Genomic DNA, 25,434 nt, shown 5'->3' on the forward strand with positions numbered 1-25,434 from the left:
GGTGTCACACCATCCCTTATTTGTGGCAGTCATCTGTGGGCGGCCCAGGTGAATTTGAGGATCTTTCCATCTTTAACCAGCCTCACCCACCCTCTCCAGAATCACCTGGGAAGGCATGATCTCCGATGGGTCTGTTGCGTCCATTTGAAAGAGCAAATTCCAGGGTTCCAGTCCACCTGTTGGAACAAAGCAGTCATCCCATAAGACGGGAACACCACCGATTTTGACCCCCTGCAAGGGATCACCATGTCCAGGTGGTGGCAGGTCAGGAAGAAGACATCCCAGAAGACCTGGACTGGGATGAGCCGTCTGCCAGATATCAGGGGTGGCAACCCATTTTCCGTCCACCCAGTCATCCTGCTCAGCCACTGTGGGACCTGTGGCTTGAAGGACTGAAGGCCGGTCATACATTCCGGGTTGCCACCCCACGCCCCAGGCTTGATCGTCATTGGTGTCCAGATCAGCATCGTACAGGTCCAGAAAAATGGAGGCCATTTTGGCTTCCATTTCCCCAAAAATCTCAGGTTTCGGCTCAATCTGCCCCAGAAAAGCGATGGGCCTGTTGAACCTCCCGCTGAAAGGCCATACAGGTTCAGCAATCCGCCCCCCAAACCTGGTGATGGGTGTGGTGATGGGCTCTGCCGAAGGTTCGAATGCCATTCCTTTCAGAACAGGTTTCAAGGTGTTTTCTTTGCTGAACCCACAACAGGGCCTGAAAGGTTCTGAGGTTTTGAGGATTCGGTCCTCCTGATGAAGTCCGGAAACGTTCGATTCATGGTGCATGCTCGTGTTCCGATGATTGGGGACATCCAGCTTACGTGTTTTTCTTGCTGGTTCGGGCCCAGAGGAAGCCAGTGAGGGGGGCCAGGATGGAGATCAGGTAGAAGGCCAGGATGGAGATGCCGAGGGTGTGGTCTCGGTCGTTGGTGGTGAGCAGGGTGTACAGGGGATACAGGGTGACCAGCAGAAGCAGAGCGGTCAGGGGGAGCTTGTATTTTTGCATGATGCCTCCTGTTTTGAGGGTAGCATGGGGGGCTGGGGTTTTGCTGAGTCCATGGTTCCTACGATAAAGGGCCTTATCGTAGGAAAAAGGGACGTTTTTTGTTCAGAGGGCTTTTAAGAACATGGCAATTGTGCCAAGATGTGTTTCACCTGATTTGTTTTTGAAGGACCTTCCTGGGCATTTTAGGCACACATAAATTTCTCATGTTTGCAGCCTGGCTCCCCTCTAAGTCTCCAGACATCCCCCAAGTCCCCATCCTGGGAAAATCCCCGCCCCCGTCCTCCATCCAGACAACACTCCTCCCGTCTGATCCGTGGCAACTCTGGTGCTTCCCGGTGAACCCAACAGCAGGCGAAAACACCTCAAACCAGAAGAAATATGTACGCGCATACAAATATGTCTCAAACAGCAAACTTTTAAAGGGTCAACACTGAAGCAAAAAGGCCAACTTGGTTCCAGGAAACGCCTGGCCTTTGTCCCTTCGAAGTTTCACCACATTGCCACATCTCACCCCAGAGCCCTCACATTGACCGGGCCTGGTCAGGCTGTCACCCTGAGAGCATGTCCAACGATGCCCATCGCCTGCCCGTGCGGCCCCAGCGTCACCCTGATGAGTCGTTCAGTTCCTGGGTGCAACGCACTGCCTTCAGCAATGGGCTGAGGACCAGCGACCTCTTTCCCGCCAAACCCAATCCGAACGAAAAATCCGGCTTGCCGCCCCGCCACTTCAAAACCGGCAACCTCGTCCATCTCGCGCAGGCCATGGATGTTGACGAATCCCTGATCGAACACAACATGAAATCCCACACCGTCCTGGAGACCACACCGATTTGCCCCCTGTGTCTGGCTGAACAGCCATACTTCCGCAAAACCTGGTTGAGTCACCACACCCTTCGGTGCATCAAACATGGGGTGCACTTGTTGTCCAACTGCACGTTCTGCGATCACAGGATCCCTGTGTACATGCCTTTCAAACACCGCATGCACCCCGATTTGATGCTGGCCCGTTTCCTGGATTGCCGGAGGTGCAAGCGGCCACTGGTCACCTGTCAGGCAGAACCGGACCAAGAGCCTCCCCTGCACTGGCAGTTGTATGCCATGCTGAACGGCTTCCGCCTGGAACCCCCCTTTGAGTCTTTGACGGTGCAGTTCGCGGGTGGGGTGTGGCCGGTTCGGGTGTTGTTTGTGCTGTACCACCAGGTGGTTTGCATGTACACCTTTCACGGCAAGGACCGCTTTGACCTCCTGTGGGAAGGACATTCTGATGGGCCGCAGGAAAATCCACTGGGGGAGCACTCCACCTGCAGGAGGGACAGCATCTCAAAAATTGCCCTGCTGGGGTGGTTTCTGGAGGGCTGGCCGTGGCGGGTGCACCGGCTCTTGCGGCATGTGGCTTACTCCACCCACCTGGTGGGGTTCGGTGAAGGAGACTGGGTTTCGGAGGTCATCAAGACGTTCACGCTGGGCCACGATCCCATCCGGAAGTTTCATTTGGGGTACATGCAAGAAACCCTGGACCGGGACAGGAACATTGAGCACGAGGATTTCCTGGACCACACCCAGAGGGTGTTTGTGCAGCCCTGTTTTCAGCGTTTGATGACCAGTTTGCGCCTATGGGATTTGGAGGAACTCCCGGTGTTGAATGTGGAAGATTGTGCCTGTGCCAGGCGCTGGAAGGAGGTAGGGTTTCTGGCTTCATCCAGGGATTGAGAGGAGCAAGCAAAGGGACACCAGGGAAGGCCCCTTTGCTTGACGGTGATATCAAATCAAACTGCAAAAACAGAGGATTTTGAGATCAGAACAGATTGCAACTGACAGCACCAGGTTGAAACCACAGGCCTCAGATCAACACATTGACATTCATCTATGTTTCAGGTACAGTGAACCCATGAGCCCAACAGTCCCTCTGATCCAACTGGACACCGAATTCGAATCTGCCCACCTGGAACAGGAGCAACTCGATCAGGTGGCCTGGATGTTCAAGGCCCTGTCGGACCCCATGCGCCTCAAGATCCTGCTGTTCATCTTTAAGCCCACCGGAAACTGCTGTGGCCCGGAGATCTGTGCCTGTGATCTGGAAACGGTCACTGGCCTCACCCAGCCCACGGTCAGCCATCACATGAAGTGCCTGATCTCTGCAGGTCTGGTGACTGGAGAGAAACGGGGCAAGTGGATGTACTACCAGATCAACAAAAAAGGCTTTGCTTTGATTCAGCGCTTTCTGCCCCTCGTTGGAGGCTAACCCCTCTTTTTTTCCCAGATACATTGATGACATTCGATGTATCAAAAGGAGTCCCAGCATGATCCAGATTCAGGAACACCTCACCACCACCCGCTTCCTCAAAGTCCTTGAAGACCAGAAGGACCTCCCCCTGGTCTTTCACCTCGGAGACGGCAAGGTGGTCCCTGTCGGATACCATGTCACCGAAATCAAAGCCGTGACCTTCGAAACCGTGGACTGCGGTGGCAAGGTGAACCAGTGGAAAGACACCATCGTGCAACTCTGGCGCTCCAACCGTGAAAAAGACGACCAGTACATGACCGCAGGCAAATTTCTGAAAATCTACTCTCAGGTCGCCTCCCGCGTGAATGTCCAGGGTGACGCCGAAATCAAATTTGAATATGGAGACGATGGCGCTCCAGCAGTGCATTTCGAAGTCTCTGACCTGCGTGTTTCAGATGGTCAGTTGCAAGTCCACCTGGACTGGGTGGGTGTGCGGTGCAAGGCTGCAGACCGCGCCCGTGAAGCTGCCGCACTGTCCGGACAACCTGCCAGTGCCTGCTGTGGCACCTCCTCCAGCCAGGACAGCAAATCCAGCGGTGGGTGTGGGTGCTGAAACCCTTCTATGGCTGGACCCTGGCCAGGGTCCTGGCCATCACCTGCACCCTCTCTTACGGAATCCTGTACTACACCTTTTCCGTGTTCACCCTCCCCATGGAAGAGGAACTCGGCTGGACGAGGGCCCAGACCAGCCTGGGTTTCTCCCTGGCACTGATTGTGTCTGGACTGCTGGGACCGATGTTTGGAAAACACGTGGACCACAAAGGAGCCCGGGGCGTGATGGCCCTGGGCTCCCTGCTGGGCAGTGCCACTGTGCTGCTGTGGGCCAACGTCCACACCCTCTGGCAGTACTACGCGGTGTGGACCCTGATGGGTGTCGCCTGGGCCGCAGTGTTCTACGATGTGGCTTTCACGGTCATCAACCACTGGTTCAGGCAACTCCGCTCCCGTGCCCTGCTCCTCATCACCCTCACCGCGGGGCTGGCCAGCACCATCTTCATACCGCTGTCCACCTGGCTGCTCGCCCACTTCAGCTGGAGGGACGCTTTGCTGGTCCTCGCAGGCCTGCTGGCCGTAGGCACCATCCTGCCCCACCTGATTTTCTTGCGCGGCTTTCCCCGGGAGATGGGCCAGACTGTGGACGGCCTGCCTGAAACGGTTGCTCCTCCCCATTCGGCTCCTGCAGCGAAACCCACAGCGGTCCTGAAAACTGCGGTGTTCTGGTGGCTGACGGTCTCTTTCATGTTCGGAGCTGCAAACAGCATTGCCCTGGCCGCCCACATGGTCCCGATGCTCTCTGAGCGAGGCTACAGTCCAGCCCTGATTGCCACCTCAGCAGCACTGGTGGGCTTCATGTCGCTCCCGGGGCGGGCCATTTTCACGCCGCTCAGCGAAAGGGTGTCCAGTTTGACCCTGACGGTGGTCACCCTCTCTGCGCAGGCACTGGCTTTCCTGGGGTTGCTGATTCTGCCCGGACAGGTGGGCCTGTGGCTGTTCGTGGCCCTGTTTGGCCTGTCCAATGGTGCCCTGACCCTTGCCCGTGCTTCCCTGATCGCAGACACCTTCGGTTCAACACACTACGGTTTCATCAGTGGAGCCATGAATTTGTGGGCCAGCATGGCCAAGGCCATTTTTCCAGTCCTCATCGGCTTTCTTTATCTGCGCTTCCAGGGGTACGGCCCGGTCCTCCTCGGCCTCAGTGTGCTCTCGCTGCTGTCCATCTTTGCGGTCTGGCAGGCAGGACGCTCCCACCTGAAGCTGAAAAATGCACCCATGCAAAACACCTGAAACCAGACTCCACCACCGTCAAAAAAGCAGCCCAGTGGGCTGCCTCTGGTGATTGCTGGACCTTCAGGCGTGTTCCACTTCGGCATGGGCCAGGAGTTTCTCAGCGGTCATGGCCGCACGGGTCCCCACACCCCCAACATCCTCCAGCACCGCTTCCAGAGCAAAACGGTTGCCGTGTGCATCTCCGAAAATGGCAGTTCTCATGCTTTCACCCTTTCTGCCCGCCCGGGGAACAGCAGGGGCATTTTATGCGTGGGCATGGTTGCGGTCCTTGAGGAATTCGGCGGTGAATGCTCCCAGGGCAGCCCCGATCAGGGGGCCGACCCAGAACACCCAGTGGTCTTTCCATTCGCCGGAGAACAGGGTCGGTCCGAAGGCACGGGCGGGATTCAACATCAGGCCGGTGAGGGGTCCTGCTGCAAAAATCAGGGTGGCGATGGTGAGGCCAACAATCAGGGGTGCTCCAGGGTTGGCCTGGTGGGTGCCGACCCGCACGATCACAAACGTGAGAATCAGGGTGCAGATGATTTCCACCGTGAGGGCCCTGGACCAGTCGAGGCCCGCAAAAAATCCGGGGGTGCCATAATTGACTTTCCTTGCAGCTTCGGGGAGCAGAAAGTACAGCAGGGCCATGGCACTGCTCGCTCCGGCAAGTTGAGCCAGGGTGTATCCGATGAATTCTTTGGCAGGAAGACGTCTGAGCAGCAGGAAGGCGAAACTGACAGCAGGATTGAAGTGCGCTCCAGAAATGTTGCCGACAGAGTAGGCCATGAACATCACACTCATGCCGTGCCCCAGGGCAATCCCGAGGAGCCCTGCGTCCAGCGTGCCGGTGGCAGTGAGCACGATGGCCCCCACCCCACCGAAGAGCAGCATGAAGGTCCCCAGGAATTCGGCGACCAGTTTCTGCCTCACGACAACGTGACCTCAGGGCTGTTCTCGTAGGTGGCTGGAATTTCCGTGCCGTGTTTGAGGGCCAGGATGAATTTTTCGAGTTGCTGTTTCATCTGGTCCCGCACGGTGTTCCACCTGTCCTGGCTGCCTCCACTGGGGTCGGTGAAGGGGTAGTGCAATTTGGTGGTTCTGGCAGGGTAGGCCGGGCACCTCTCTGCGGCACTGTCACACACGGTGATCACATAATCGAAATTCCAGGGGTCGGGCAGGTCGAACAGGGTCTTGCTGGTGTGGGCACGGATGTCAATGCCGATTTCCTGCATGGCCTGTCTGGCTCCGTCTTTCACGAAGGTGGCTTCGGTGCCTGCACTGTGCACTTCTGCTTCGAGGCCGTGCTGGGCTGCGAGGTGACGCAGGAGGCCTTCGCCCATCTGGCTGCGGGCGCTGTTGTGGGTGCAGAGGATCAATATTCTTAACATGATCTCAGGTTAACACATTGATTCATTTTGATCTATCAGCGGGGTGTCAAGTCGTCTGGTCATGAGTTCTTCCAGCAGGTTGCCGCCCAGGTGGTACAGCGGAGATTTGACCAGCTGGTAGTAACTGTTCTTGCCCCGCTGCTCGCTCTTCACCAGACCTGCATCTTTAAGAATCCCCAGGTGGTACGACACTTTACTCTGGTTGAGGCCCAGGAAGGCTTCCAGGTCGCACACGCAAGCCTCACGGTGTGCAAGGATGGAGAGGATCTCGTAGCGGATTTCGTGCGTGATGGCTTTCAGCAGGTTGAAAGTCTCACTTGGGATAAATTCAATTTGATGCTCAGTGGTCGTTCCCATGGAATCCAGTATATGCTTTTCCGGGGTGAATGTGCTGTGCGGGGGCCACCCTTCTCTCAGGACACACCTCCACCCTTGGCGAACCCTCCTTGCTGTGCGCTCCCAGCCTGACGGGCACTCAAACAGATGCATCGCAAGGTCCACTCCAGTTCATCCCAGAACTGAAAGACCTGTGGTCGAGTCGCTCCAGAGCTGCCTCTTCAACCACGCCAGCGCAGCAGGAGCGAGGTCCAGAATGGCAATGTGTCCGGCCTCTGGGTTTGCCCACAGCTCTGCATGCCCGACCTGGGTTGCAAGCCACCGGGCGTGAGAAACGGGCACCATGCGGTCCTCCTCACCATGAACGATCAGGGTGGGCACTTTCAGCTGTGCGGGCTCAAAGCCCCATCCCTTCACATAGGCGAGATCGTCTTCAATGAGACCTTCTGGCCCTGCAACCAGCGCAGGTTCCACCACTTCATTGAGCCAGGACCAGCGTCCAGAGAGGGCAGCGTGGTCTGCAGGGGTGAACACTTCAGGGTCGAACTCGGGAGCAGAGGCTTCAAAAGCTTCCTTTGCCGCCCGTCCCTGAGCAGCAGCAGAGAGAGAAGCTACACTGGAAGGGTGCATCCCAGCAAAATAATCCAGTCCTGGAGCATCAAAAGGGGCCAGACCTGAGAGACTGACTGCAGCCTTCACCCGATCTGGCAACAGGGCTGCACAGGCCAGGGCATGGGGACCTCCGCCAGAATGACCCATCACCACGAAATGGTCCAGGCCCAGATGGTCCGCGATGGCTTTTACATCTGAGGCTGCAGAAGCGACACTTCGATCCGGGACGGGGGTGGACCTGCCGTAAGCAGGCCGGTCACAGGACACCCACCGAAACCCCAATTTTGCTGCATGCTCCAGCAAAGGTCCAGGAGGGGAACCCAGATTCGGGGTGCCATGAAACCAGAACATCGGGAAAGCGTCATTGTTCTCCGTCTGATACACATGCAGGGTGCGGCCATCTGGAAGGTGCAGGTCCAATTCTGTGATGCCCGGTGCACTGGTCAATGTGGTGCCTCCTGAAACGATGCTTTCCATCAGCATCTCACACACACATGAAAAATCCAGAAGCAAAGGGAGGATTCATCTGGCTGCAGGAAGCTTTGTTGTGCTGGCCTCACTGGTCCTGCTGGACGCGGCAGCCCCCAGCAGGATCAGGCTTCCACCGATCAGGTGCGGCAAGGTGATGGGTTCACCCAGGACCATGCTGGCCAGCAGCAACACAAAAACAGGTTCCAGGGTCAGCAGCAAGGAAGCCCGGTCTGACCCCAGAAGGGTGCTCGCCTGCAGGGTCGCGGGCAGGGCCAGAACCGTTGGCACCAGGGCCACAGCGGCAATGAGGGGCCATGCAGACGGATCTGGAACATGGAGGTCACCTGATCCCAGTCCCAGCAACCCCAGACCCAGACCCGTTCCCAGGGTGCTCTGTGCGGTTGCAGCCAGGGGTGGTGCGTCTTTGAGGAGCCTTGGCCCCAGGAACAGGTACAGGGCGTAACACACTGCAGAAGAGAGGGCCAGCCCCCAGCCCAGCAGTCCACTGGAGGTGAGGTTCATCCTTCCAGCCAGCACCGTGACCCCCAGCAGCACGGCCATCAGGGCAAGGAGTTGTGCGCGGGTGGGTGTTTTTCCTGACGTCCACTGCAGACCAACCACCAGGGCCGGGCTCAGGTACAGAATCAGGGAGGTGGTCCCCGCAGGCAGGTGTGAAAGGGCCAGGAAATACAGGGTGGCCTGGGCTGCATAGAGGAGTCCCAGCAGCAGTGCAGGCAGGCGCAGGGATCTGTTCAGGGGTAGCTTTGCTGTGAGCAGCACCAGGACAGAGGCGGCCAGGGCAAAACGCCAGAACAGCAATGTGATGGTGTTCAGGCCCAGTTCCGGGGCCAGCTTCCCGAAAATCGAGAGGGTCGAGAAGGCCAGAGCGGCTCCAGTGGCACAGAGCACCCCCTTCAGGGTGCTCACTGTTTCAGGGTGGCAAATGCGCGCACAGGGAAGGTGCCCATGCCTTTTACCTTCACCGGCACAGCACTGAACGTGAAACCTGAATTGGGCAGTTGTTCCAGACCTCTGAGGTGCTCCACGATCAGGATGTCTGCTCCAAGCAGGGTGGAGTGCACCGGACGGGTCCCTCCACGTGTGTCGTCAATGTTGAGGGAATCGATGCCCACCAGCACGGCTCCCTGATCCCTCAGGTAGACGGCAGCGTCTTCGGTCAGGAAAGGGTGGCCCTCAAAGTACTGCTCGGTGCCCCAGTGCTGTGCCCATCCAGTGTGCACCAGCACAGCCTTCCCACGCACGTCTGTGGCTGCAAAGGCACCCCGGTCCACGGCCCTCCCCTGCATGCCGGTCACCCGGATGACCACCGTGTCCAGGTCCACCAGTTGCCTGAGGTCCAGGTCCGAGAGGTCCTTGCCTTCTGCATACCGGTGGAAGGGACTGTCGAGGTAGGTTCCGGTGTTCCCCACCATCACCAGTTTGTCGATCTGGAAGGTGGTTCCCTCGCTGTACAGGGACTTTGAGGCCTCACGGCTCAGAAAATCACAGAGGATGGGGGCTGGAAATCCTTTGTAGGTCACCATGCCATCCACAATGGTGTGGCTCAGGTCAACGTAGCGGACAGACTCCTGTGCCTCTGCAGAAGGGCCCTGAACTGCCCTTTTGTGCCGCTCGTGGATGATCTCCCTGTTGAGAATGCGCACCTCCTGCACCATCAGAAGCCGCAGATCCCTGACAATGTGATCGGCAAGTTCTGCGTCTGAAAGGTCTTGTGCATGAAGATCCAGCCGGAAATCCTGTCCCTGGATGCCTCCACCGTTGGAGAAAGTCACTTCAAAGTCAAATTTGATGCGGCGGTCTGAAATGGGGGTGGTGCCCTCTGCAGTGTTCATGAGCAGAGTGTACAGGGAGATTTTGCATGAATCAAATTACTAAAATTCATGTGTTCGATCTATAATGTTCATATGCAGTTTCATCAACTTGCTGGATTCGTTCGCATTGTCGATGCAGGCTCTTTCACCCTGGCCGCAGAGCAACTTCGGATCACCCAGTCTGCCCTCAGCCACGCCATTGCAAGCCTGGAAAAGGAACTCCAGGTGACCCTGCTGCAAAGGGACAGACAGGGGGCCAGGCCCACCGAAGCTGGAGAACGCCTGCTGCCTCACGTGCGGGAAATTCTGGCCCGGCTCGAACGCATCCGGCATGAGGCCCGGAACACCACGGGCTTGCTTTCCGGGCGGGTGCGCATTGGGTCCATCCCCAGTGCCACAGTGGATTTTCTGCCCCGTGCCATTGCGGCTTTCAGCAGACAGCACCCGAACATCGATCTTGTCATGCTCGAAGAACCCAGCCAGGGACACGGAAGGTTGCTGGACTGGCTCACCTCGCACACCATTGACCTTGCCCTGATTGAACTTCCCCTGGCAGAATTCGACACCGTGCCCCTGATGGACGATGAACTGTGTGCCGTGCTTCCAGCAGATTCCCCACTGGCCGAACTTGAAGCCGTGCCCATGCAAGAACTTGTGGGTCTCCCCTTTGTGCTCTCCAGGTACAGCAGCGAGCCCCTGATCCACCAGGCCTTCCAGGGGGCAGGAGAGATGCCAGACATCCGCTTTGAAGTGCAGGACCTGGGGACCCTCATCAGTCTGGTGCGGGAGGGCCTGGGCATCTCACTGGTTCCCAGGCTTGCCCTTCCCAAAACGCCAGAAGGACTCGCTTTGCGTTCTGTTTCACCCCGAATCGAGCGCAGATTGGGGTTTCTGGTGCGCTCCCTGGAAGGGGCTGCACCTGCCGTGCAGGCTTTCATGCAAAGCGCCCAGAAACTCCTGCTCTGAATCCTGTCCCTCAGCCGATCAGTTCAACTCGACCATCATCAAGGTTGTAGCGGGCACTGACGATCTTGAGCGTCCCCGAGGAAAGTTTCTCGTGCAGGATCTCACTCTCATGCCTCAGCTGATCTGCAGCATGCAGGGCATTTTTGCGCACCACCACATCCACACGGTCTGGTGTGTCTCTGGACACCTGCTGCGCCACAGGTTTGATGGCCTCCACCAGACTGCTGATGTGGGCTGGAACGGTTGCTCCCTGGTCCATCGCGTTCAGGGTGGCGGTCACGGCACCACAACGGGCATGACCAAGCACCATCACCAGGGGAACATTCAGCTCCTCCACGGCATATTCAATGGAACCCATCACGTCATCGGAGGCAATGTTTCCGGCCACCCGCACCACAAACAGGTTCCCGAGGCCCTGATCGAAAACCACTTCCGGGGGAACCCGGGAGTCTGCGCAGCCCAGAATCACCGCGAAGGGATGCTGCCCTTTGGCAACCTCCGCAATGCGGCCAGGACGCTGGTCCGGGTGACGGAGCCTGCCCCGGATGTACCTGAGGTTGCCGTCCAGCAATTCCTTCAGCGCCGCATCTGGGGTTGCGGGTTTGTCCGGGGCGAAAGGGGCTGCCAGAGCCATCCTGGGAAGTCCCAGGGTGCTGGCGGCGAGGGTGGCCCCTGCTGCAAGTCGCAAAAAATTCCGGCGTGAATGCTGAACGTTCTTCATGATGGGCCTCCTTTGATCCAGAGCAAGCCTGAACCATCTCCCGTGATATACAGGCTGGTTCTGAAACCAGCATTAAGCGGAGTCCACATTGCGGGATTTTTGCCTGAATCTCTCTTCAGAGGAGATTAGGGTGTCTTTTGAGGAGAGACATGAAAAAATTGCCCGCCACCTACCGCTCATTCATTGAAACCTACCCAGAAATCGCCCGTGCCTACCAGAGCCTTGGTGAGGCGATCCACCAGCAAGGACCCCTGACCGAACGGGAACGCCGACTGGTCAAACTGGCCCTTGCCGTCGGAAGCCAGCAGGAAGGGGCCGTGCACAGCCAGACCCGCAAGGGCATGGACCACGGTCTGACTGCAGAGGAAATGCATCAGGTGGTGCTGCTTGGCATGACCACCCTCGGGTTTCCCAGAACCATTGCGGCCCTCACCTGGGTGGATGACCTGCTGGAACCAGAGGCGTCCCCAAAAGACCCCACTGCAGATGAACCTGAGCAGTTTTAGTTCTTCTGGGATTTAGGGGCAGAGCGTCGGTCCTTCCACAGGGCCACCCCTGCCCAGATGCCCAGCAGGGTGGTTGCTGCGCCCATCAGGTTGAGGGACAGGGGGGTGACCCCTGCATTCACCATTGCCACATCCAGCACCCCGTGAAACACGGCCAGCACTGGCAGGCTTCTGTGGGTGCGGTCGTACATCCACGAGGTGAGCAGGGCTCCGGTGGTCAGGCTGATCAGCCAGCCAAAAAGCAGTGGTCCCATGCTCTGATAGGTGGCACTGGTGAGAAGCAGGGGGAGGTGCCAGACCGCCCAGAACGGCAACACAGCCATGGAAGCCCAGAAAGGGGTGAACCGCTCCTTGAAAAGGGGATACAGGAATCCCCTCCAGCCCACTTCCTCTCCATATCCGTAAAAGAACACCTCACAGACCAGCAGCAGGGCAAAAGGCAGGCCGGGGTACTCGTTCACCCTGAGGAATTGTGACCACTGGGATGAGGGGCTGAGCAGCATGGCAACCAGCATCATCAAAAGGGGGCTCAGGGCAAGCAACCACCAGCGGACAGGCACCTTCACCTGCCAGAGGTCTCCGAGGAGTTGCCGGAAACGGCCCCTGTCCATCAAGGCACACACCAGCAGTGCCCCCACAGCAGGCCCAAGGCTGCCGACAAAATGCAGGTAAGGGTAAGGATCGGGCTGCCCCTGCGCCTGATGGATCAGTTTGGGCAACCACAACAGCCAGGACATCAGAAAGGACACCCAGACGAAAGGCAAAACCAGACGATAAGGAAGGCGGGTCATGTTGGACCTCCTCCCTCAGGGTACGCTGGTGGTTTTCTGCTTTTGTCCCGGCTTCAGGTTTGCAATGATCTCACAGAGTCCCGCACCATCAGGCGTGGGGTGACCTTCTGCAGCTCGGTTTTCTCTCCAGAAAGCAGCTTCAGCATCTTGCGGGCAGCCATGGAGCCCAGTTCCTGCATGGGCTGTTCCACGGTGGTCAGGGGAGGCATCATGTAGGCTGAAACGTAACTGTCATCGAAGCCCATCAGGGACACATCTTCCGGCACCCGCAGGCCGTGCTGGTGCAGGGCAAGCCTGGCCCCCAAGGCCATTGAATCATTGCCGGCAAAAACCGCTGTGAACGGTTGTCCCAGCGACAGCAACTGGGTGATGGCCTGAGCCCCCGAAGGCTCCATGAAATTCCCACGGATGATCAGGTCTTCACGCACGGGAATTCCCACTTCAGAAAGGGCCTCGGTGTAGCCCCTGAGCCGCTCCAGGGCATCCGGTTGAAACAGGGGCCCGGTGATGTGGGCAATCTGGCGGTGCCCAAGGTCGAGCAGGTGCTGCATGGCGGCACGCGATCCGGCGTAATTGTCCACCACCACGCACTGGCGCTCAAACTCTGGAATCAATCGGCCCACCCCGACCACCGGGAGACGACGGGCAAAGTGGGTCAGGGTTGCGGCTGCGAGCAGACCACCGATCACGATGATCCCATCCACCCGGCCCATCAGGCGGTTCAGGGCGGCCTCCTCATCCAGCGCACTCCAGCGGCCATCCACATAGATCGGCGCAAAATCAGTGCCCTTGAGGGTTTCCTGTACCCCCAGCAGGGCTGCTCCATACAGCGGGGAAGCGATGTCCTGGGTCATCACTCCGATGGAGAATGAGTGCCCCTGCACCAGACCACGGGCCACCACATTGGGCATGTACCCCAGCTCACCAATGGCCTGCTGGATGCGCTCGCGGGTCTCTGGAGACATGCGCCCCTTGCCGGAAAGAAATCGGGATACGGTGCTCGGCGACACGCCTGCAGCTTCTGCAACATCATGCAATGTGGCTTTTCTGGTCATGGAAAGTGCGTTCCTGGTGCTGGCATCTCAGATCTGCGTCCATTGTAGCCCTGAAATGTGAGCTGGCATGGACAGGTGACCTCAGGTTCTGGCTGCTACGCCACATGGCCGATGCAGCCCAGAAGCCCCGGCACTTACCCTGATTCAAATGGGCACGATTCTGAACATCGTACTGGTACTGGTAAGTTGCGGGGAGAAACGCAGCTGACCTGGCCCATTCCCAGTTGACTGCCTCTCCCCGACCCTGAAGGTCGGGGGGTTTTTTTTGGAGGAAGACATGACACAGACCATGACCGGAGCGGAACTGCTCCTCCACACCCTCAGGGAACACGGCATCACCACCCTCTTTGGCATTCCCGGAGCCATGAACCTGCCGATTTACGATGCGCTGGGGAAGTTCGGCATGCGCCACATCCTCACCCGGCACGAACAGGGGGCCGTTCATGCCGCAGAAGGGTTTGCCCGCAGCAGCAAGCAGGTTGGGGTGTGCCTCGCAACTTCTGGACCTGCGGCCACCAACCTGATCACGGGCCTTGGGGACGCCCTGCTGGATCATGTTTCTGTGCTGGCCCTCACCGGGAACGTGCCCACCCACCTGCAGGGAACCCGCGCTTTTCAGGAGCTCGACATTGTGTCCATCGCCCGTCCGGTCACCAAAGGGGCGTTTCAGGTGAGGTCTGCAAGCCAGATTCCAGGCATCGTGCGTGAGGCGTTGCATCTGGCCCAGTCTGGAAAACCCGGGCCTGTCCTGATTGACCTTCCGCAGGACATTCAAACCCAGCGGGTGCAGGTCAACCCTCGCTTTCTGGCTGAGCCTCCACTTTCGAGCCGCACCGACCCAGAAGCTTTCAGGCAGGTGATGAAAGCCCTGAAAAGTGCATCCAGACCTGTGCTGCTCCTTGGGGGTGGGGCGCAGGACGCTCGTGATGTGCGGTCCTTTGTGGAAACCACGGGCCTTCCAGTGGTGCACACCCTTCAGGGCATTGGCATTCTTCCGGCAAACCACCCGCAACGCATCGGGATGCCAGGAGTGTACGGAAGTGCCAGAGCCAACCAGACCATCAGCGAGGCCGACCTCATCCTGGGCATTGGAGTGCGCTTTGATGACAGGCTCACTGGAAAACTGGCCCTGTTTGCACCACAGGCACGCATCTTGCACATTGACCTGGACCCCCTGGAATTTGGCCGCCTGATCCAGCCTGAACTCAGCATTCAGGCCCGTTCTGAAGACACCTTCGAGGCCCTTTGTGTTTTTGCAGAACCCCTCAACCTCGCTGCATGGTGGAGCCGAATTCAGGGTTTCACTGAACAGCAGGCTCCATCACGCTGGAGCATGGCTTTTGCACTGCAGGCTCTGAGTCAGGTGCTGGACCCTTTCGACATCCTCACCACCGACGTGGGTCATCACCAGATGCTGGCCGCCCACCACTGTCCCCCTTCAAGGCCACGCCACTGGCTGACTTCTGGTGGACTGGGCACCATGGGTTATGCCCTTCCGGCAGCAGCAGGTGCCGCCATTGCCAAGCCTGATCAGCGGGTGATCTGCATCTGCGGGGATGGCGGCTTCCAGATGACCCACCAGGAACTGTCCACCGTGGTGGCCCACAACCTCAATGTGAAGATTCTGGTGCTGGACAATGGGCATCTGGGCATGGTCAGGCAGTACCAGGACCTCTTCACCCGGGCAGGCCGCAGTGAGGTGGAACTGACCTCCAGCAACCCCGACTTCACCCGCCTGGCCCAGGCCTACCAGATTCCCGCGTGGAAGGTGCAGGATCAGATGGATCTCCCACATGCCCTGCAGCTCTGGCTGAACCAGCCTGGACCAGCCCTGCTCCACGCCCAGGTGCCTGCAGAAGAGAACATTCCTGTGGTTCCCGCTGGACAACACCTGACCCAACTGATGGTGCAGAAGGCACAACAGAACATTTTGCTCTGAACCCCAGATGGTTCCTTGAACGGCCCAGCGTTAACGCTGGGCCGTTTTGCTTTGCCAGTGCTTCTCACAGGCTCAGTCAGATTTCTGTGTGACCTGCGGGTTTACACTGGCTGCAAGTTTCAGTGTTCCAGGAGATTTCTCAGCTCTCCGGGTCTCCTCCTCTCCCCCACTTGCCCTGACGTGTTCCTGCAAAGCAGAAGTCTGACCTCACCAGACGTTTTGGAGGAAAACATGTTCCATTGCAGCAACCGCACAACATCGTCAGGGTCCAGTTCCAGAAGGCTTGCATGACAGAGCACAGGGCACAGTGAAGTGCCTGCCGGAAATGATTTCCCAGCTCACAGCCCCACCGCACCTCTCCATTCCCTGTCCTGGAGGACCATGCCTGCACCCCACATTTACCACCTGCAAGACCAGCAATGGGACCACATGCTGCTGGGCATTCCCAGGCTGGCCGTGAAAGACCGCCGGGTCTTTGAAGCCATTTTGCATGTGCTCAGCACTGCCCTTCCCTGGGATGACCTCCCTGAGGATTTTGGCATCACTTCACGCACCGCCTGGAACAGGTATCAGAAATGGCAGCGAGAAGGTCTCTGGGAGGATGTTCTCTCAGGGTTTCTGGGCAGTTGTGATGCCACAGAACAGCAACTGTGGCTCAGACGCTTGCAGGAAGCAGCCTTGCAGCGGACCCATAAGTATGGGACCCGCAAACGCCCACTGCTGGCCGAGCATTGAAGCCGCAGTTCAAAACATGCGCCTGCAAAGCAAAAAGGATCTAGAATAACGTTATTCTAGATCCTTCATTTGATGGCCTCCCCGACAGCAGTGATCACAGGTTCTCGAATGAGGAGTCTTCTCCTCTGGACTGGTGATGCTGGTCTTTCATGTGGTACATGCGTCCATCGGCAAGGCGCAGCAGGTCCCTGGAACTGACCGCCTCCTCTGGAAAGTAAGCCACCCCGGCGCTGACATTGGCATCGGCAAAACCCTGAGCCCTGACGGCATCCATCACAGTTTGCAGGCGTTCCAGAATGGCATCCTGGCTGCCCAGTGGACTGTGAGAGAGGATCATGGCGAATTCATCCCCTCCCAGGCGGTAGCAGCGATCCTCTGCCCGCATGCTCTCTTTGAGCTGCCTGGCAAATTCATCCAGCAACCTGTCTCCTTCCTCATGACCCCAGCGGTCATTGATTTTTTTGAGTCCATCCAGGTCCATCTGCACCACACACAGCGGATGGTGGTGTCGCCTTGCAGAGGCCATCAGGGATTCCAGATCGTCCTGGAAAGCCCGTCTGTTCCCCAGACCCGTGAGGGCATCTGTGAGGGCTGCCTCTTCCATGCGTTTCAGTCGTTCCTGGCGTTCCAGGGCCACCCGCACGCTGCGGGCTGCAGACTCAAAGAGGTTGCGGTCTTCCCTGCTCCAGGGCATGTGGGCATGCAGGCGGCAACCCACAAACACCAGGGCCACATTCCCTCCAGGTCCAGCAGGAATCAGGGGCACAAAAGCAGCTGTGGTTCCAGCAGGAACACAATCCAGCGCTGAGATCAGGGCTTCTTGCACATCATCCACATAGAGGGGTTCATTCTGCCTGAAGGTCTGTTCCAGCCAGCCGTTCAGGTCCTGCTGGAACAACTCCAGAATCGTACTGGAGAGCACCCCCGGGGTGGCTTCCCAGATGGGAGAAACTTCCATTGCTTGTGATCCAGGTCGCACCAGACAGCCGAAATCCAGCTCCATCACCTGTGAGATCAGCAAGGTGATGTCCCTGGCTGCCTCCTGTGCAGAAGCAGGCTGGTCCAGAATGCGGTACACCTCGGTCTGGGTCTGGCTGTAAGAGAGGGCATGGGCCAGTTGTTGCCGGATGGCCCTGGCCTCACCGATGTCCCGGGCGATGCTGGTGGCTCCGATCACCTCCCCTGCAGCATTTAACACGGGCGAGATGGACACAGAAACATACAGCAGGTGTCCATCTTTGTGCAAACGTTCTGTTTCCAGGTTTTCGGTGGTTTCACCCCGTTCCAGTGCACGCAGAATGTGAATCTCCTCCCTGAGGCGGTGCTCAGGAAACAGCTGATCGATGTTCTGCCCTGTCACTTCATCTGTCCTGAAACCGAACAGTTCTTCTGCAGCAGGATTCCAGAACAGCACTTTCCCGGTGAGGTCGGTGCTGACGATGGCATCTCTGGACTGGGAGAGCAGTGCCACCAGACGCTTCTGCTGTTCCTCAAGCTGCACCCTCTTGCTGATGTCCCGGATGAAACCGGTGAAAAACCGCTCCCCTGCCACCTCCCAGACCGACACCGAAAGTTCCAGGGGGAACACCCGGCCCTCCCGGGTTTGCCCTTCAATTTCCACCCGTTTGTCCAGCAAATCCAGCACTTCTTCTTGCATGTACTGCTTCAGGTTCTGCTGGTAAGTGTTGCGGTAAGGTTCAGGCAGCAGAAAGGTGAAGTCCCTTCCCAGGACCTCTTCTTCGGTGTAGCGGAACAACTGCTGAGCACTCTGGTTGAAGTTGATGATGCTGCCTTCACCATCGGTGGTGATGATGGCGTCTGCGGCCAGTTCGGTGACAGCACGGTATTTCTCTTCGCTGGATTTCAGGTGGCTCAGGAATTGCTGGTGCTCCAGATCCGCCCTTTTGACAGACAGGGCCAGCACATAAGTGAACCCCATCAGACCCAGGGTGGTCCCAAAAGACAGCCATCCCATCCCCTGGTCCCAGAGCAGCCCTCCAGACCGGACCCCCTTCATCACCAGGAAGGTCAACAGGGGAGGGAGCACCAGCACCGCAGGAAAAAGCCAGCGGGTCAGCAGTCCACCTGCATGGGGTTCGAACTGGATGTTTCCCATGCCCCGCAGGTGCTGCAGGTAGGTGATTCCAGTGCCCAGCAGCACCACCGCCAGAGCTGCACTCAGGGACATGGGGTACAGCAGACTGCTGGGGTCCCGGTCGAGGATGCCCAGCAGGTACCCCTGGATGGTCCACACTGCCGTCAGAAAGGTGATGACCACCATCAGCTGTGAGCTCCTGCGATGCCTGTATACCACAGCAATCAGGGAGAGGGACAGCAAGAAAAGCCCCACCAGTGCCGAGACGGGAATCTGCGCTGGAAACCTGAGGTTCAGGCCAGCAAGGTGTTCCCTGAACAGCCACTGCTCCATGCTCTGGAAGGCAGGCAGTTGAAACGTCAGCAACCTGAACACTGCAAAAACCGCCACAGCGCCACACAGCCACAGGCTTGCCCGCTCCTGCTGTACAGTCTGCAGGTAGAGGGCCAGAGCCAGCAGCATCAAAGCCACTGCTGTCACCGGATTGATCACAAGTCCCAGCGGCAACAGCACAGCGATCAGGCCACCAGTCCACCAACCCAGCAAGAAGAGCAAGGAAAGGATCAGGGTCAATCCTGCCAGAAAACGCGCCCTTTGCAAGCTGCTTCCCTGCGAGGGACTCGACATCAGGTTGTTCTTGCTGCGGGTCATGAAAGGGTCTGGGCTCTCAGGGACCGAGATGCTTCTGGTATGAGGATTGCACAGTGACAACATGACCTTCTTGCAACATTCACAATGTCAGGAGGTGTGACAGGCAGATCCATCATGTTCCCTTTCTCAGACACACAAAATCAATAGAATAACGTTATTCTAGCAGGATTTTTCGACCTGAAACCTTCATCCCCCCAGCAACGGACGAATGTCAAAATCATTCAGGCTGTAGGCCACTTTGGGAAAAATTTCATCTGCACTCAGGGTGCCGTCCATGACCATGCTGTGAAGGATGTCCTTCTCGATCAGGCTCAGCCGGTAACGGAACTCTGCCATTTTGACCAATCGCTGGGCTTTCTGCTCCAGAGAAAGGGAAGCGAAAGAATCTTCTTCTGGGGTGGCTTCAGGTACAGGGCTGGATCTGCCAGGTGTGGGACGTGAAGCATCCTGAGCCAGTGCAAGCTGTGCCTGGTATCGGTCAGGATTTTCGATGATGTCGATCAGCAGACCTGTTTTGCTGCGGGGCTTGTATCCGGTGGAAAGCAAAACCTCCAGCTGCACCAGTGCACCCCGAATGCGCTCAGGAAAACTCTGCACCAGTTCCAGTGCCTTGGTTTTGGCCACTCGCTTTTCCTGCAGGAGCTGCAGAAGTTCGGGGTCTGGAATGCGTTCAAAAGAGGTCTCAAAAAAGTAGGACACCTGCTGGCTGTCCGCCCGGCCAGAATAACTGACCTCTTGCAGGTAACCCACCCGCACCAGGTCTTCATGGCTGCGTTCCAGGCTGCGGCGAATCCGGTAGGCGTCATCGGTCACTGCCAGTTTGAGAATCCGGGCCCAGTCAAACAGGTTGAAGTGCAGTTCATTCACCTGACGCATGGGGTCCAGGGCGTCCCGGCGGTTGGCCTCCAGTGTGCGGTAGAGTGCCCGACTGTTGGGCTGATCGAGTTGACTGAGCACCCGGCCACTGGTTGGAAAAATGTACCCGGCACGGATGCTGTTGACAATCTCCTCGGGGAGGGTGATTTCCAGCTGGCTGGCGGCGGTCAGGCTTTCCAGTTCGCTCTGTGTCTGGGCCATCCGCACAATGTGCTGGAAGGTGACCGACATCCATTTTTTGCTGGTGTGGTCCCGCCAGGCGCTCTTGATTTCATACTGGGAACTGTAAAGCCGCTCCAGAGAGCGTTGCAGGGCCGCATACCCTTTGCCAGAAGGGTCAATGTTCGCCTCCTTGAGGAGTTCATAGGCACTGCAACTGACCTTGCTGTCCTCGGTGCCCTGCTTCATGTACAGGCTGAGGATGGCCGCGTAAACGTCACTGTCCAGACCGTGCGGCACCCCCAGGTCCATCTTTCCAGAGCAGGAAATTTTGAATTCTTGCTCCCCACTCACCCCGTGATAGGACCAGGAACTGTACCCTTCTGGAATCTGGCGCTGGATGGCGATCAGGTTCTGGCGGGCCACATTGAGCTCATGGTAGCGCCTGATCTGGGCTTCTTCTCCCTGCCGTTTCTTTCCAGCCATGAAGACCATTCTAGGTCGGAGGCAGGGAAATAAACAGTATCGGGAAACCTGTGGTTTTTGCAAAAAAGGGTGCCGGGAAATCTGGATATTTACATAATTCTCAAGATCATTTTCGCCAAAAAACAAGTGACCCCTCTTTTGTGTTGTTACAGCTCCCAGAAAAACAGCACTGACAGGACTCTTTTCTGTTTCAGGCAGAAATAAAGGCCAGGGCAAACACATCGAAATTCAAAGTATCGGGAAACCTGTGGTTTTTGAAAGGAAACCCTTTGCTGAACGATGTTCGTGCTGAGGCATACAGATTAGAAAGTATCGGGAAACCTGTGGTTTTTCAGGAGGTATCGGGAAACCTGTGGTTTTTGACCCACGGGAAACCTGTGGTTTTTTGTTGAATTTGCCGTACTGGTGCTTGAAATTGTGCTGCGCGTGATACTATCGGGAAACCTGTGGTTTTTGCCCCCAAAACTATCGGGAAACCTGTGGTTTTTGGAGAACAGGGTATCGGGAAACCTGTGGTTTTTACCCCCAAAAGTATCGGGAAACCTGTGGCATTATCGGAATCCGAGTATCGGGAAACCTGTGGTTTTTACCCCCAAAAGTATCGGGAAACCTGTGGTTTTTACCCCCAAAAGTATCGGGAAACCTGTGGTTTTAGCGCTAAAATCATCGTGCAGCACACCCGCCCTGATGATGATCTTTTTAATCAATCAGTTATTTTTTAAAAGATATCTATAAAAAATCATCAATCACGCAAAATCGAAAATTCGGAAGAGCCAGGAACCAGGCTCGAAACCAGACCAGTTCACAGGAGCCTCAAAACAGGCGGTTGAATTCTCCAACTTCGTGAAAACCCTGATGATTCCCGACTCCGAATGTCCCTGAGGGCTCGCAGAATCGTCTTTGATGCCCCTCAAATGTTCTCTGGGTAATCTTATAGGGGTCATGCAAAACCAGAGGGCTTATTGGCGATTTTAGAGCGTAATGGTCAATGTGTTGGTCTTGCTCAGCAGAGTGACCTGAGCATCACGCCCATCAAACACAAAAACAGGGGACATCTCCCCTGTCTTAAGCAGCTTGAGATGGCTCGGCCCATCACCCTTTCAAGAGTGCCTGAAGTTCCTGCAATTTCTGCTCCACCAGGGCTTTCTTCTCGGGATTGAGGCGCTGGTACAGGCGGTGGTCTTTGCCCTTCAGGTAGGTTTCCACAAGTCCTGCAGCGGGTTTCGGCTCTTCCAGCAACTTCTGAACCCGTGTTTTGAGTTCCTGCAAACTGTACCCCCTGGAGAGGGTCTCTTCCAGAAGCTGCTGGCGTCGGGCATCTGGTTTGATTCTGTTCAGGACCCGTGCTTTGGTGTACTCGATCTGGCCCTTTTGCAGGGCCTGTTTCAGGTCTTCTGGAAGGTTCAAAAGGGGCAGGCGGTTTTTGACGAAACTCAGGAAAGTGAGTTTCGGATGGAGTTCCCGGATCAGGGCCTCCACCTCCTGAATCCGGCTCTGGGCGCTTTCCGAAGAATCATTTCCGAGGCTGACCAGAGACCGAACCACTTCCTCCTGGGATTGCCTGAAATACAGGCTCAGGATGCCCACAATGGCCTGCGTCTGGGTGTATCCATCGAGGTCCTCACGCTGGGAGTTTTCGATCATCTGCAGGGTGGAAAGCTGCTGCGGGGTCTGTGCCGAAAGCACCACCGCAGGAATGCTCTCCTTTCCGGCCTCCAGGGAGGCACGGTACCGCCTTTCGCCGGTCACGATGGAGTACCCGCCCTCTGGACGGGGCTGCACCTGAATGGGGTTTTGCACCCCCAGTTTGCGGATGCTCTCACACAGGCTGGACAGGCCCTGAGGATCAAAGTACCTGCGCACCTGCAGAGGATCAGGATGAACGTCCTGCAGCGGAATGTTCTGGATGACCGGAGCATCTTCCTGGGCGAGGGCCACATTCAGCAGTTTTGCGAGGCTTGCTGCGCCTCCTGCAGGGCGTTTACTCATTGACGTTCACCTGCACATTCAGGCTGGCCAGCAGTTCCTCGGTCACGGTGATGACCTCCCGGGCGGCCTCACTGTCCGGGCGGTACTGCAGAATGCTCTTGCGGTTCTGCCACGCGTCCTCGAAAAGCGTTCTTTCCCCGATGGGCTGGGACACCGGGCCGTACTTTTTCAGCACCGGAGCGATCTCCTCGTAGTAACCTTCGTCGGTGCTGTGCACGTTGCGCACAAAGCGGGTGGTGACGAACAGGGCGATCCGGTAGTTGGGGTTGCTCTTCTTGCAGATGTTCAGCACCTTGAAGACCCTTGGAAGCCCTCCCATGGTCTTCTCTTTGGGTGGGGTGGGCACGATCATGGCGTCCCCGGCCAGCAGACAGGACATGGTCACCTGACCCACCGAGGGGGGGCAGTCGATCAGCACAAAATCGTACTGTTCCCGCACCGACTTCAGGGCGGAGGACAGCAGGTTCTGACCGTTGATCACGGTGGGGATGCTGAGTTCCAGACCGCTGATCTCCAGCTGGCTGGGCACCAGATGCAATTTTTCCGTGACCTTGACGGGTTCGGGAAAGGAGAGCTCTTCGGTTTCCCAGATGTGGTTGATGGTCTGGTCCAGGGGGATCTGGGCAGGATTCAGTCCGAACATCTCGGTGAGGTTGGCCTGGCTGTCTGCGTCGATCAGGAGCACCCTGAAATTGAAAAGTTCCGCAAGGGCGTAACCCAGGTCGCGGGTGGTGGTGGATTTTCCGACCCCTCCAGCATGGTTGAAGACGGGCAGCACATGGCAGCGGTTGATGTTCAGTTCAATGCCCACCCCGAGCGCCTCGGCGTATTTCAGGACACTGCGGATGGTGGGATTGTCACTGTTTTCCAGGTCCAGCACGCTCTGTTTGGACCGCACACCGATGCGCTTGGACACCGTCAGCAGGGTGATGTCCCTCCTGCTGCGGATGTCCGCAAGCTGCCGCATCACTTCTTGCATGGAGTTTTGAGTCATTCCAGCATGATGTCAGGTTTTAACCTGACTTTCAAGGGATTTTTCGGCATGAATTTATTTGCCGTTCAGGGGCCATTCTTGTTCAGGGCTTGTGGGTCTCGTGAGCACATCGGAAGAGACCGTGGTGGGGGCTCTCACTGCTCCAGAGGCAGCAAGAGGTCCCTTCTTAGGTGATTTCCCTGATTCGTATGCAAATGCACTGAAATACAATTGATTTGTCCTTGAGAGGGTCGTTTTGATGATGGGTCAGATGTGAAAAGTTTCTGGTTTCGGCTTTTCACGGATGTCATGTGGAAAGGAGCCACAGAGGGCATGGCTTCTTCTGGAATCGCTCTTGATGAGGGTTCCTGAACCAAAATGGGTTGATTTGCGCCCACATCATGATCGACTTCATGATGTCTTCAATGGTTTTTAATCAGACAAAATTGACTTTGACTTGCAGACTTGATTGCTGCAAGGTCATCCTGATTTCTTCAGATCACAGGTGATTGCCCTTTCCTGAATTCCAAATGCAGGTGTTAACGGCAAATTAACGGCAAAAGGAGCACAGTCAATCCAGCCAGTGGGGAAATACAAACACCCCGCTGGAATTCAGAGTGTTTTTGAGGAGGTCCAATGCTCGCTCCAGATCCCAGCAGAGTGATTGATCAGCTCACCGCCAACTTCAACGCCCAGAACAGCATCACCGTGTGGGTGCAGGCCCTGCAGAACGTGAACATCTCTCCCGTTCTGGACCCTGAACCTTCCTGGTACACCCAGCTTGAGGGCACCATCAAATCCAGTCAGGCCGACGCCCTGCCCTGGCTCACGGAATTCTCACCCCAGCTCGGGGCGCAGACCAGCCAGATGATCATCAACTACGCCACCCTCTTTCAGCAGGCGGCGCAACTGGTTCAGCCCATCCTGAAGACCATCGCCACACAGCAAAACGGCACTCCCACCGCAGACCAGCAGAAAACCCTGCAACAGCTGTTTGCCCACCTGAAAGCCACCTCGGACCAGAATGCCGTGACCCTCAGCAGCCTGCAGAAGGGTCTGGATGGGTATGTGGCGCAGGTCAGCCAGAACAACACCACCCTGAAAACCTACCTCGATGACATCATCAACGCCGAGGGAGAAGCCGCCAAAAAAATCGAGCAGGTCCAGGCGCAGCTTCAGGCCCTGCAGATCAAACTGGCGCAGGATTCCACCAAGGCCACCAACTCCAGCATCAGTTACGGCACCTCCACCTTCGGCGTGATTGCCGGGATGACCTTCGGTCTGGCCCTCTCTGGAGGGGTGATTGCGCTGGGTGGGTTTGCGGTCAGCATCCTCAGCATCGGTGCGGCAGTGACCTTCGAGATCCTCTATTCCGCCGATGTGAAACGGGACCTGGACGCCATTGCAGATGCCATGTCGGAGCTTTCTGAAGACCAGTTGCAGCTGACCTTGCTGCAGGGTCTGAAATTCAACCTGGACACCCTGGACCAGATCAACGTGCAGGCCCAGGAGGGGAACAATCAGCTGACCGACCTGTGGACCAACACCAGTGAACTCCTTGATGCCCTGCTGGACACCCTGGTGCAGCCCCAGATCAACGTGACCACCATCAAGGCCCTGACCACCCTGAATGATGCCGCCGCTGCATGGCAGAAACTCAGTGATTTTGCCACCCGCGTGCAGCAGGTCAGCCTGCAGGTGCCCGCTCCGATTCAGCTTCCCCAGGTGGTGGTCGGTCAGAACCAGCCTGTAGCACACTGACTTTCCGGTCCACCCACAAGCTTGATACACAACCT

The 25,434-nt window shown here is 57.2% G+C and carries 26 protein-coding genes and 1 pseudogene; 11 read left to right on the forward strand and 16 right to left on the reverse strand.

What is annotated here, in order from left to right:
* Nucleotides 1-72: 72 nt before the first annotated feature.
* Together DC3_RS06220 and DC3_RS06225 are read right to left on the reverse strand one after the other, a co-directional pair.
* On the reverse strand, nucleotides 73-660 hold the full coding sequence (locus DC3_RS06220; protein ID WP_146883109.1) for a hypothetical protein: 588 nt from the start codon (nucleotides 658-660) through the stop codon (nucleotides 73-75).
* Nucleotides 661-814: 154 nt separating this feature from the next.
* The gene (locus DC3_RS06225) at nucleotides 815-1,003 is read right to left on the reverse strand and encodes a hypothetical protein (protein ID WP_146883111.1); all 189 of its coding nucleotides are present in this window, start codon (nucleotides 1,001-1,003) and stop codon (nucleotides 815-817) included.
* Nucleotides 1,004-1,564: 561 nt separating this feature from the next.
* On the opposite strand from DC3_RS06225, the pseudogene DC3_RS30130 reads away from it, so the two are divergent.
* From DC3_RS30130 to DC3_RS06245, 5 genes and pseudogenes are all read left to right on the forward strand, one after another.
* Nucleotides 1,565-1,864, forward strand: a pseudogene (locus tag DC3_RS30130) (TniQ family protein); the annotation flags it as partial.
* A gap of 102 nt (nucleotides 1,865-1,966) precedes the next feature.
* Nucleotides 1,967-2,713: a hypothetical protein gene (locus tag DC3_RS06230; protein ID WP_246130572.1), complete on the forward strand. Its 747-nt coding sequence runs from the start codon at nucleotides 1,967-1,969 to the stop codon at nucleotides 2,711-2,713.
* 178 nt (nucleotides 2,714-2,891) lie between these two features.
* Nucleotides 2,892-3,245, forward strand: a complete 354-nt coding sequence (locus tag DC3_RS06235; RefSeq protein ID WP_146883114.1) for an ArsR/SmtB family transcription factor — start codon at nucleotides 2,892-2,894, stop codon at nucleotides 3,243-3,245.
* A gap of 58 nt (nucleotides 3,246-3,303) precedes the next feature.
* Nucleotides 3,304-3,840: a DUF6428 family protein gene (locus DC3_RS06240; RefSeq protein ID WP_146883116.1), complete on the forward strand. Its 537-nt coding sequence runs from the start codon at nucleotides 3,304-3,306 to the stop codon at nucleotides 3,838-3,840.
* Complete coding sequence (locus DC3_RS06245) at nucleotides 3,834-5,072, forward strand: MFS transporter (protein WP_186815878.1); 1,239 nt, start codon at nucleotides 3,834-3,836, stop codon at nucleotides 5,070-5,072. Before DC3_RS06240 ends, DC3_RS06245 begins: the two co-directional genes overlap by 7 nt.
* A gap of 63 nt (nucleotides 5,073-5,135) precedes the next feature.
* Here DC3_RS06245 and DC3_RS29005 read toward each other — a convergent pair whose 3' ends face one another.
* From DC3_RS29005 to DC3_RS06275, 7 genes are all read right to left on the reverse strand, one after another.
* Nucleotides 5,136-5,276 (reverse strand): hypothetical protein, encoded by a 141-nt coding sequence (locus tag DC3_RS29005; RefSeq protein WP_186815879.1) that lies wholly within the window; start codon nucleotides 5,274-5,276, stop codon nucleotides 5,136-5,138.
* A 42-nt stretch (nucleotides 5,277-5,318) separates the two neighbouring features.
* Complete coding sequence (locus DC3_RS06250; RefSeq protein WP_146883120.1) at nucleotides 5,319-5,987, reverse strand: MIP/aquaporin family protein; 669 nt, start codon at nucleotides 5,985-5,987, stop codon at nucleotides 5,319-5,321.
* Nucleotides 5,984-6,445 carry an arsenate reductase ArsC gene (locus tag DC3_RS06255; RefSeq protein WP_146883122.1) on the reverse strand — a complete coding sequence of 154 codons (462 nt, stop codon included), beginning with the start codon at nucleotides 6,443-6,445 and terminating at the stop codon, nucleotides 5,984-5,986. Before DC3_RS06255 ends, DC3_RS06250 begins: the two co-directional genes overlap by 4 nt.
* Before the next feature lie 9 nt (nucleotides 6,446-6,454).
* Entirely contained in the window at nucleotides 6,455-6,802 is a 348-nt protein-coding gene (locus tag DC3_RS06260) for an ArsR/SmtB family transcription factor (RefSeq protein WP_146883124.1), read from the reverse strand.
* A 150-nt stretch (nucleotides 6,803-6,952) separates the two neighbouring features.
* Nucleotides 6,953-7,870, reverse strand: coding sequence for an alpha/beta fold hydrolase (locus tag DC3_RS06265; RefSeq protein WP_146883126.1), 918 nt, complete (start codon nucleotides 7,868-7,870; stop codon nucleotides 6,953-6,955).
* A gap of 45 nt (nucleotides 7,871-7,915) precedes the next feature.
* Nucleotides 7,916-8,791 (reverse strand): EamA family transporter, encoded by an 876-nt coding sequence (locus DC3_RS06270; protein WP_146883128.1) that lies wholly within the window; start codon nucleotides 8,789-8,791, stop codon nucleotides 7,916-7,918.
* Entirely contained in the window at nucleotides 8,788-9,717 is a 930-nt protein-coding gene (locus tag DC3_RS06275) for a cyclase family protein (protein WP_146883130.1), read from the reverse strand. The genes DC3_RS06270 and DC3_RS06275 overlap by 4 nt, the downstream gene beginning before the upstream one ends.
* Before the next feature lie 72 nt (nucleotides 9,718-9,789).
* Here DC3_RS06275 and DC3_RS06280 point away from each other — a divergent pair, with 72 nt between their 5' ends.
* Complete coding sequence (locus DC3_RS06280) at nucleotides 9,790-10,662, forward strand: LysR family transcriptional regulator (RefSeq protein WP_186815880.1); 873 nt, start codon at nucleotides 9,790-9,792, stop codon at nucleotides 10,660-10,662.
* A gap of 10 nt (nucleotides 10,663-10,672) precedes the next feature.
* Here DC3_RS06280 and DC3_RS06285 read toward each other — a convergent pair whose 3' ends face one another.
* Nucleotides 10,673-11,383, reverse strand: coding sequence for a carbonic anhydrase (locus DC3_RS06285; RefSeq protein WP_146883134.1), 711 nt, complete (start codon nucleotides 11,381-11,383; stop codon nucleotides 10,673-10,675).
* 149 nt (nucleotides 11,384-11,532) lie between these two features.
* On the opposite strand from DC3_RS06285, the gene DC3_RS06290 reads away from it, so the two are divergent.
* On the forward strand, nucleotides 11,533-11,889 hold the full coding sequence (locus tag DC3_RS06290; RefSeq protein WP_146883136.1) for a carboxymuconolactone decarboxylase family protein: 357 nt from the start codon (nucleotides 11,533-11,535) through the stop codon (nucleotides 11,887-11,889).
* Here DC3_RS06290 and DC3_RS06295 read toward each other — a convergent pair.
* Nucleotides 11,886-12,680, reverse strand: coding sequence for a CPBP family intramembrane glutamic endopeptidase (locus tag DC3_RS06295; RefSeq protein WP_146883138.1), 795 nt, complete (start codon nucleotides 12,678-12,680; stop codon nucleotides 11,886-11,888). The genes DC3_RS06290 and DC3_RS06295 overlap by 4 nt on opposite strands.
* Before the next feature lie 53 nt (nucleotides 12,681-12,733).
* Nucleotides 12,734-13,735, reverse strand: a complete 1,002-nt coding sequence (locus tag DC3_RS06300) for a LacI family DNA-binding transcriptional regulator (RefSeq protein WP_146883140.1) — start codon at nucleotides 13,733-13,735, stop codon at nucleotides 12,734-12,736.
* Between the two features lie 277 nt (nucleotides 13,736-14,012).
* On the opposite strand from DC3_RS06300, the gene ilvB reads away from it, so the two are divergent.
* Together ilvB and DC3_RS06310 are read left to right on the forward strand one after the other, a co-directional pair.
* The gene (gene ilvB / locus DC3_RS06305; protein ID WP_146883142.1) at nucleotides 14,013-15,674 is read left to right on the forward strand and encodes a biosynthetic-type acetolactate synthase large subunit; all 1,662 of its coding nucleotides are present in this window, start codon (nucleotides 14,013-14,015) and stop codon (nucleotides 15,672-15,674) included.
* Between the two features lie 381 nt (nucleotides 15,675-16,055).
* The gene (locus tag DC3_RS06310) at nucleotides 16,056-16,409 is read left to right on the forward strand and encodes a transposase (protein ID WP_146883144.1); all 354 of its coding nucleotides are present in this window, start codon (nucleotides 16,056-16,058) and stop codon (nucleotides 16,407-16,409) included.
* A 94-nt stretch (nucleotides 16,410-16,503) separates the two neighbouring features.
* On the opposite strand, the gene DC3_RS06315 is transcribed toward DC3_RS06310, so the two are convergent.
* Nucleotides 16,504-19,155, reverse strand: coding sequence for a sensor domain-containing diguanylate cyclase (locus DC3_RS06315; protein ID WP_186815881.1), 2,652 nt, complete (start codon nucleotides 19,153-19,155; stop codon nucleotides 16,504-16,506).
* A gap of 186 nt (nucleotides 19,156-19,341) precedes the next feature.
* On the reverse strand, nucleotides 19,342-20,676 hold the full coding sequence (locus tag DC3_RS06320) for a replication initiator protein A (RefSeq protein WP_186815882.1): 1,335 nt from the start codon (nucleotides 20,674-20,676) through the stop codon (nucleotides 19,342-19,344).
* 446 nt (nucleotides 20,677-21,122) lie between these two features.
* Here DC3_RS06320 and DC3_RS06325 point away from each other — a divergent pair, with 446 nt between their 5' ends.
* Complete coding sequence (locus DC3_RS06325; protein ID WP_146883151.1) at nucleotides 21,123-21,398, forward strand: hypothetical protein; 276 nt, start codon at nucleotides 21,123-21,125, stop codon at nucleotides 21,396-21,398.
* A 370-nt stretch (nucleotides 21,399-21,768) separates the two neighbouring features.
* Here the strand turns inward: DC3_RS06325 and DC3_RS06330 are convergent, their stop codons facing one another.
* The gene (locus tag DC3_RS06330; protein WP_146883153.1) at nucleotides 21,769-22,665 is read right to left on the reverse strand and encodes a ParB/RepB/Spo0J family partition protein; all 897 of its coding nucleotides are present in this window, start codon (nucleotides 22,663-22,665) and stop codon (nucleotides 21,769-21,771) included.
* Complete coding sequence (locus DC3_RS06335) at nucleotides 22,658-23,659, reverse strand: AAA family ATPase (RefSeq protein ID WP_146883155.1); 1,002 nt, start codon at nucleotides 23,657-23,659, stop codon at nucleotides 22,658-22,660. Before DC3_RS06335 ends, DC3_RS06330 begins: the two co-directional genes overlap by 8 nt.
* A gap of 615 nt (nucleotides 23,660-24,274) precedes the next feature.
* Between DC3_RS06335 and DC3_RS06340 the strand changes: the two genes are divergently transcribed.
* Complete coding sequence (locus DC3_RS06340; RefSeq protein ID WP_146883157.1) at nucleotides 24,275-25,399, forward strand: HBL/NHE enterotoxin family protein; 1,125 nt, start codon at nucleotides 24,275-24,277, stop codon at nucleotides 25,397-25,399.
* The last annotated feature ends 35 nt before the right edge of the window (nucleotides 25,400-25,434 follow it).

Source organism: Deinococcus cellulosilyticus NBRC 106333 = KACC 11606 (assembly GCF_007990775.1).
Taxonomy (GTDB): domain Bacteria; phylum Deinococcota; class Deinococci; order Deinococcales; family Deinococcaceae; genus Deinococcus_C; species Deinococcus_C cellulosilyticus.

What these genes read in the sequence shown, in the direction of transcription:
- DC3_RS06235 (WP_146883114.1), top strand. Translation starts at nt 2,892, where the DNA reads ATGAGCCCAACAGTCCCTCTGATCCAACTGGACACCGAATTCGAATCT.
- DC3_RS06300 (WP_146883140.1), bottom strand. Translation starts at nt 13,735, where the DNA reads ATGACCAGAAAAGCCACATTGCATGATGTTGCAGAAGCTGCAGGCGTG.
- DC3_RS06220 (WP_146883109.1), bottom strand. Translation starts at nt 660, where the DNA reads ATGGCATTCGAACCTTCGGCAGAGCCCATCACCACACCCATCACCAGG.
- DC3_RS06255 (WP_146883122.1), bottom strand. Translation starts at nt 6,445, where the DNA reads ATGTTAAGAATATTGATCCTCTGCACCCACAACAGCGCCCGCAGCCAG.
- DC3_RS06295 (WP_146883138.1), bottom strand. Translation starts at nt 12,680, where the DNA reads ATGACCCGCCTTCCTTATCGTCTGGTTTTGCCTTTCGTCTGGGTGTCC.
- DC3_RS06230 (WP_246130572.1), top strand. Translation starts at nt 1,967, where the DNA reads ATGCCTTTCAAACACCGCATGCACCCCGATTTGATGCTGGCCCGTTTC.
- DC3_RS06320 (WP_186815882.1), bottom strand. Translation starts at nt 20,676, where the DNA reads ATGGCTGGAAAGAAACGGCAGGGAGAAGAAGCCCAGATCAGGCGCTAC.
- DC3_RS06285 (WP_146883134.1), bottom strand. Translation starts at nt 11,383, where the DNA reads ATGAAGAACGTTCAGCATTCACGCCGGAATTTTTTGCGACTTGCAGCA.
- DC3_RS06310 (WP_146883144.1), top strand. Translation starts at nt 16,056, where the DNA reads ATGCCTGCACCCCACATTTACCACCTGCAAGACCAGCAATGGGACCAC.
- DC3_RS06260 (WP_146883124.1), bottom strand. Translation starts at nt 6,802, where the DNA reads ATGGGAACGACCACTGAGCATCAAATTGAATTTATCCCAAGTGAGACT.
- ilvB (WP_146883142.1), top strand. Translation starts at nt 14,013, where the DNA reads ATGACACAGACCATGACCGGAGCGGAACTGCTCCTCCACACCCTCAGG.
- DC3_RS06280 (WP_186815880.1), top strand. Translation starts at nt 9,790, where the DNA reads ATGCAGTTTCATCAACTTGCTGGATTCGTTCGCATTGTCGATGCAGGC.
- DC3_RS06290 (WP_146883136.1), top strand. Translation starts at nt 11,533, where the DNA reads ATGAAAAAATTGCCCGCCACCTACCGCTCATTCATTGAAACCTACCCA.
- DC3_RS29005 (WP_186815879.1), bottom strand. Translation starts at nt 5,276, where the DNA reads ATGAGAACTGCCATTTTCGGAGATGCACACGGCAACCGTTTTGCTCTG.
- DC3_RS06330 (WP_146883153.1), bottom strand. Translation starts at nt 22,665, where the DNA reads ATGAGTAAACGCCCTGCAGGAGGCGCAGCAAGCCTCGCAAAACTGCTG.
- DC3_RS06335 (WP_146883155.1), bottom strand. Translation starts at nt 23,659, where the DNA reads ATGACTCAAAACTCCATGCAAGAAGTGATGCGGCAGCTTGCGGACATC.
- DC3_RS06265 (WP_146883126.1), bottom strand. Translation starts at nt 7,870, where the DNA reads ATGGAAAGCATCGTTTCAGGAGGCACCACATTGACCAGTGCACCGGGC.
- DC3_RS06225 (WP_146883111.1), bottom strand. Translation starts at nt 1,003, where the DNA reads ATGCAAAAATACAAGCTCCCCCTGACCGCTCTGCTTCTGCTGGTCACC.
- DC3_RS06240 (WP_146883116.1), top strand. Translation starts at nt 3,304, where the DNA reads ATGATCCAGATTCAGGAACACCTCACCACCACCCGCTTCCTCAAAGTC.
- DC3_RS06340 (WP_146883157.1), top strand. Translation starts at nt 24,275, where the DNA reads ATGCTCGCTCCAGATCCCAGCAGAGTGATTGATCAGCTCACCGCCAAC.
- DC3_RS06275 (WP_146883130.1), bottom strand. Translation starts at nt 9,717, where the DNA reads ATGAACACTGCAGAGGGCACCACCCCCATTTCAGACCGCCGCATCAAA.
- DC3_RS06315 (WP_186815881.1), bottom strand. Translation starts at nt 19,155, where the DNA reads ATGACCCGCAGCAAGAACAACCTGATGTCGAGTCCCTCGCAGGGAAGC.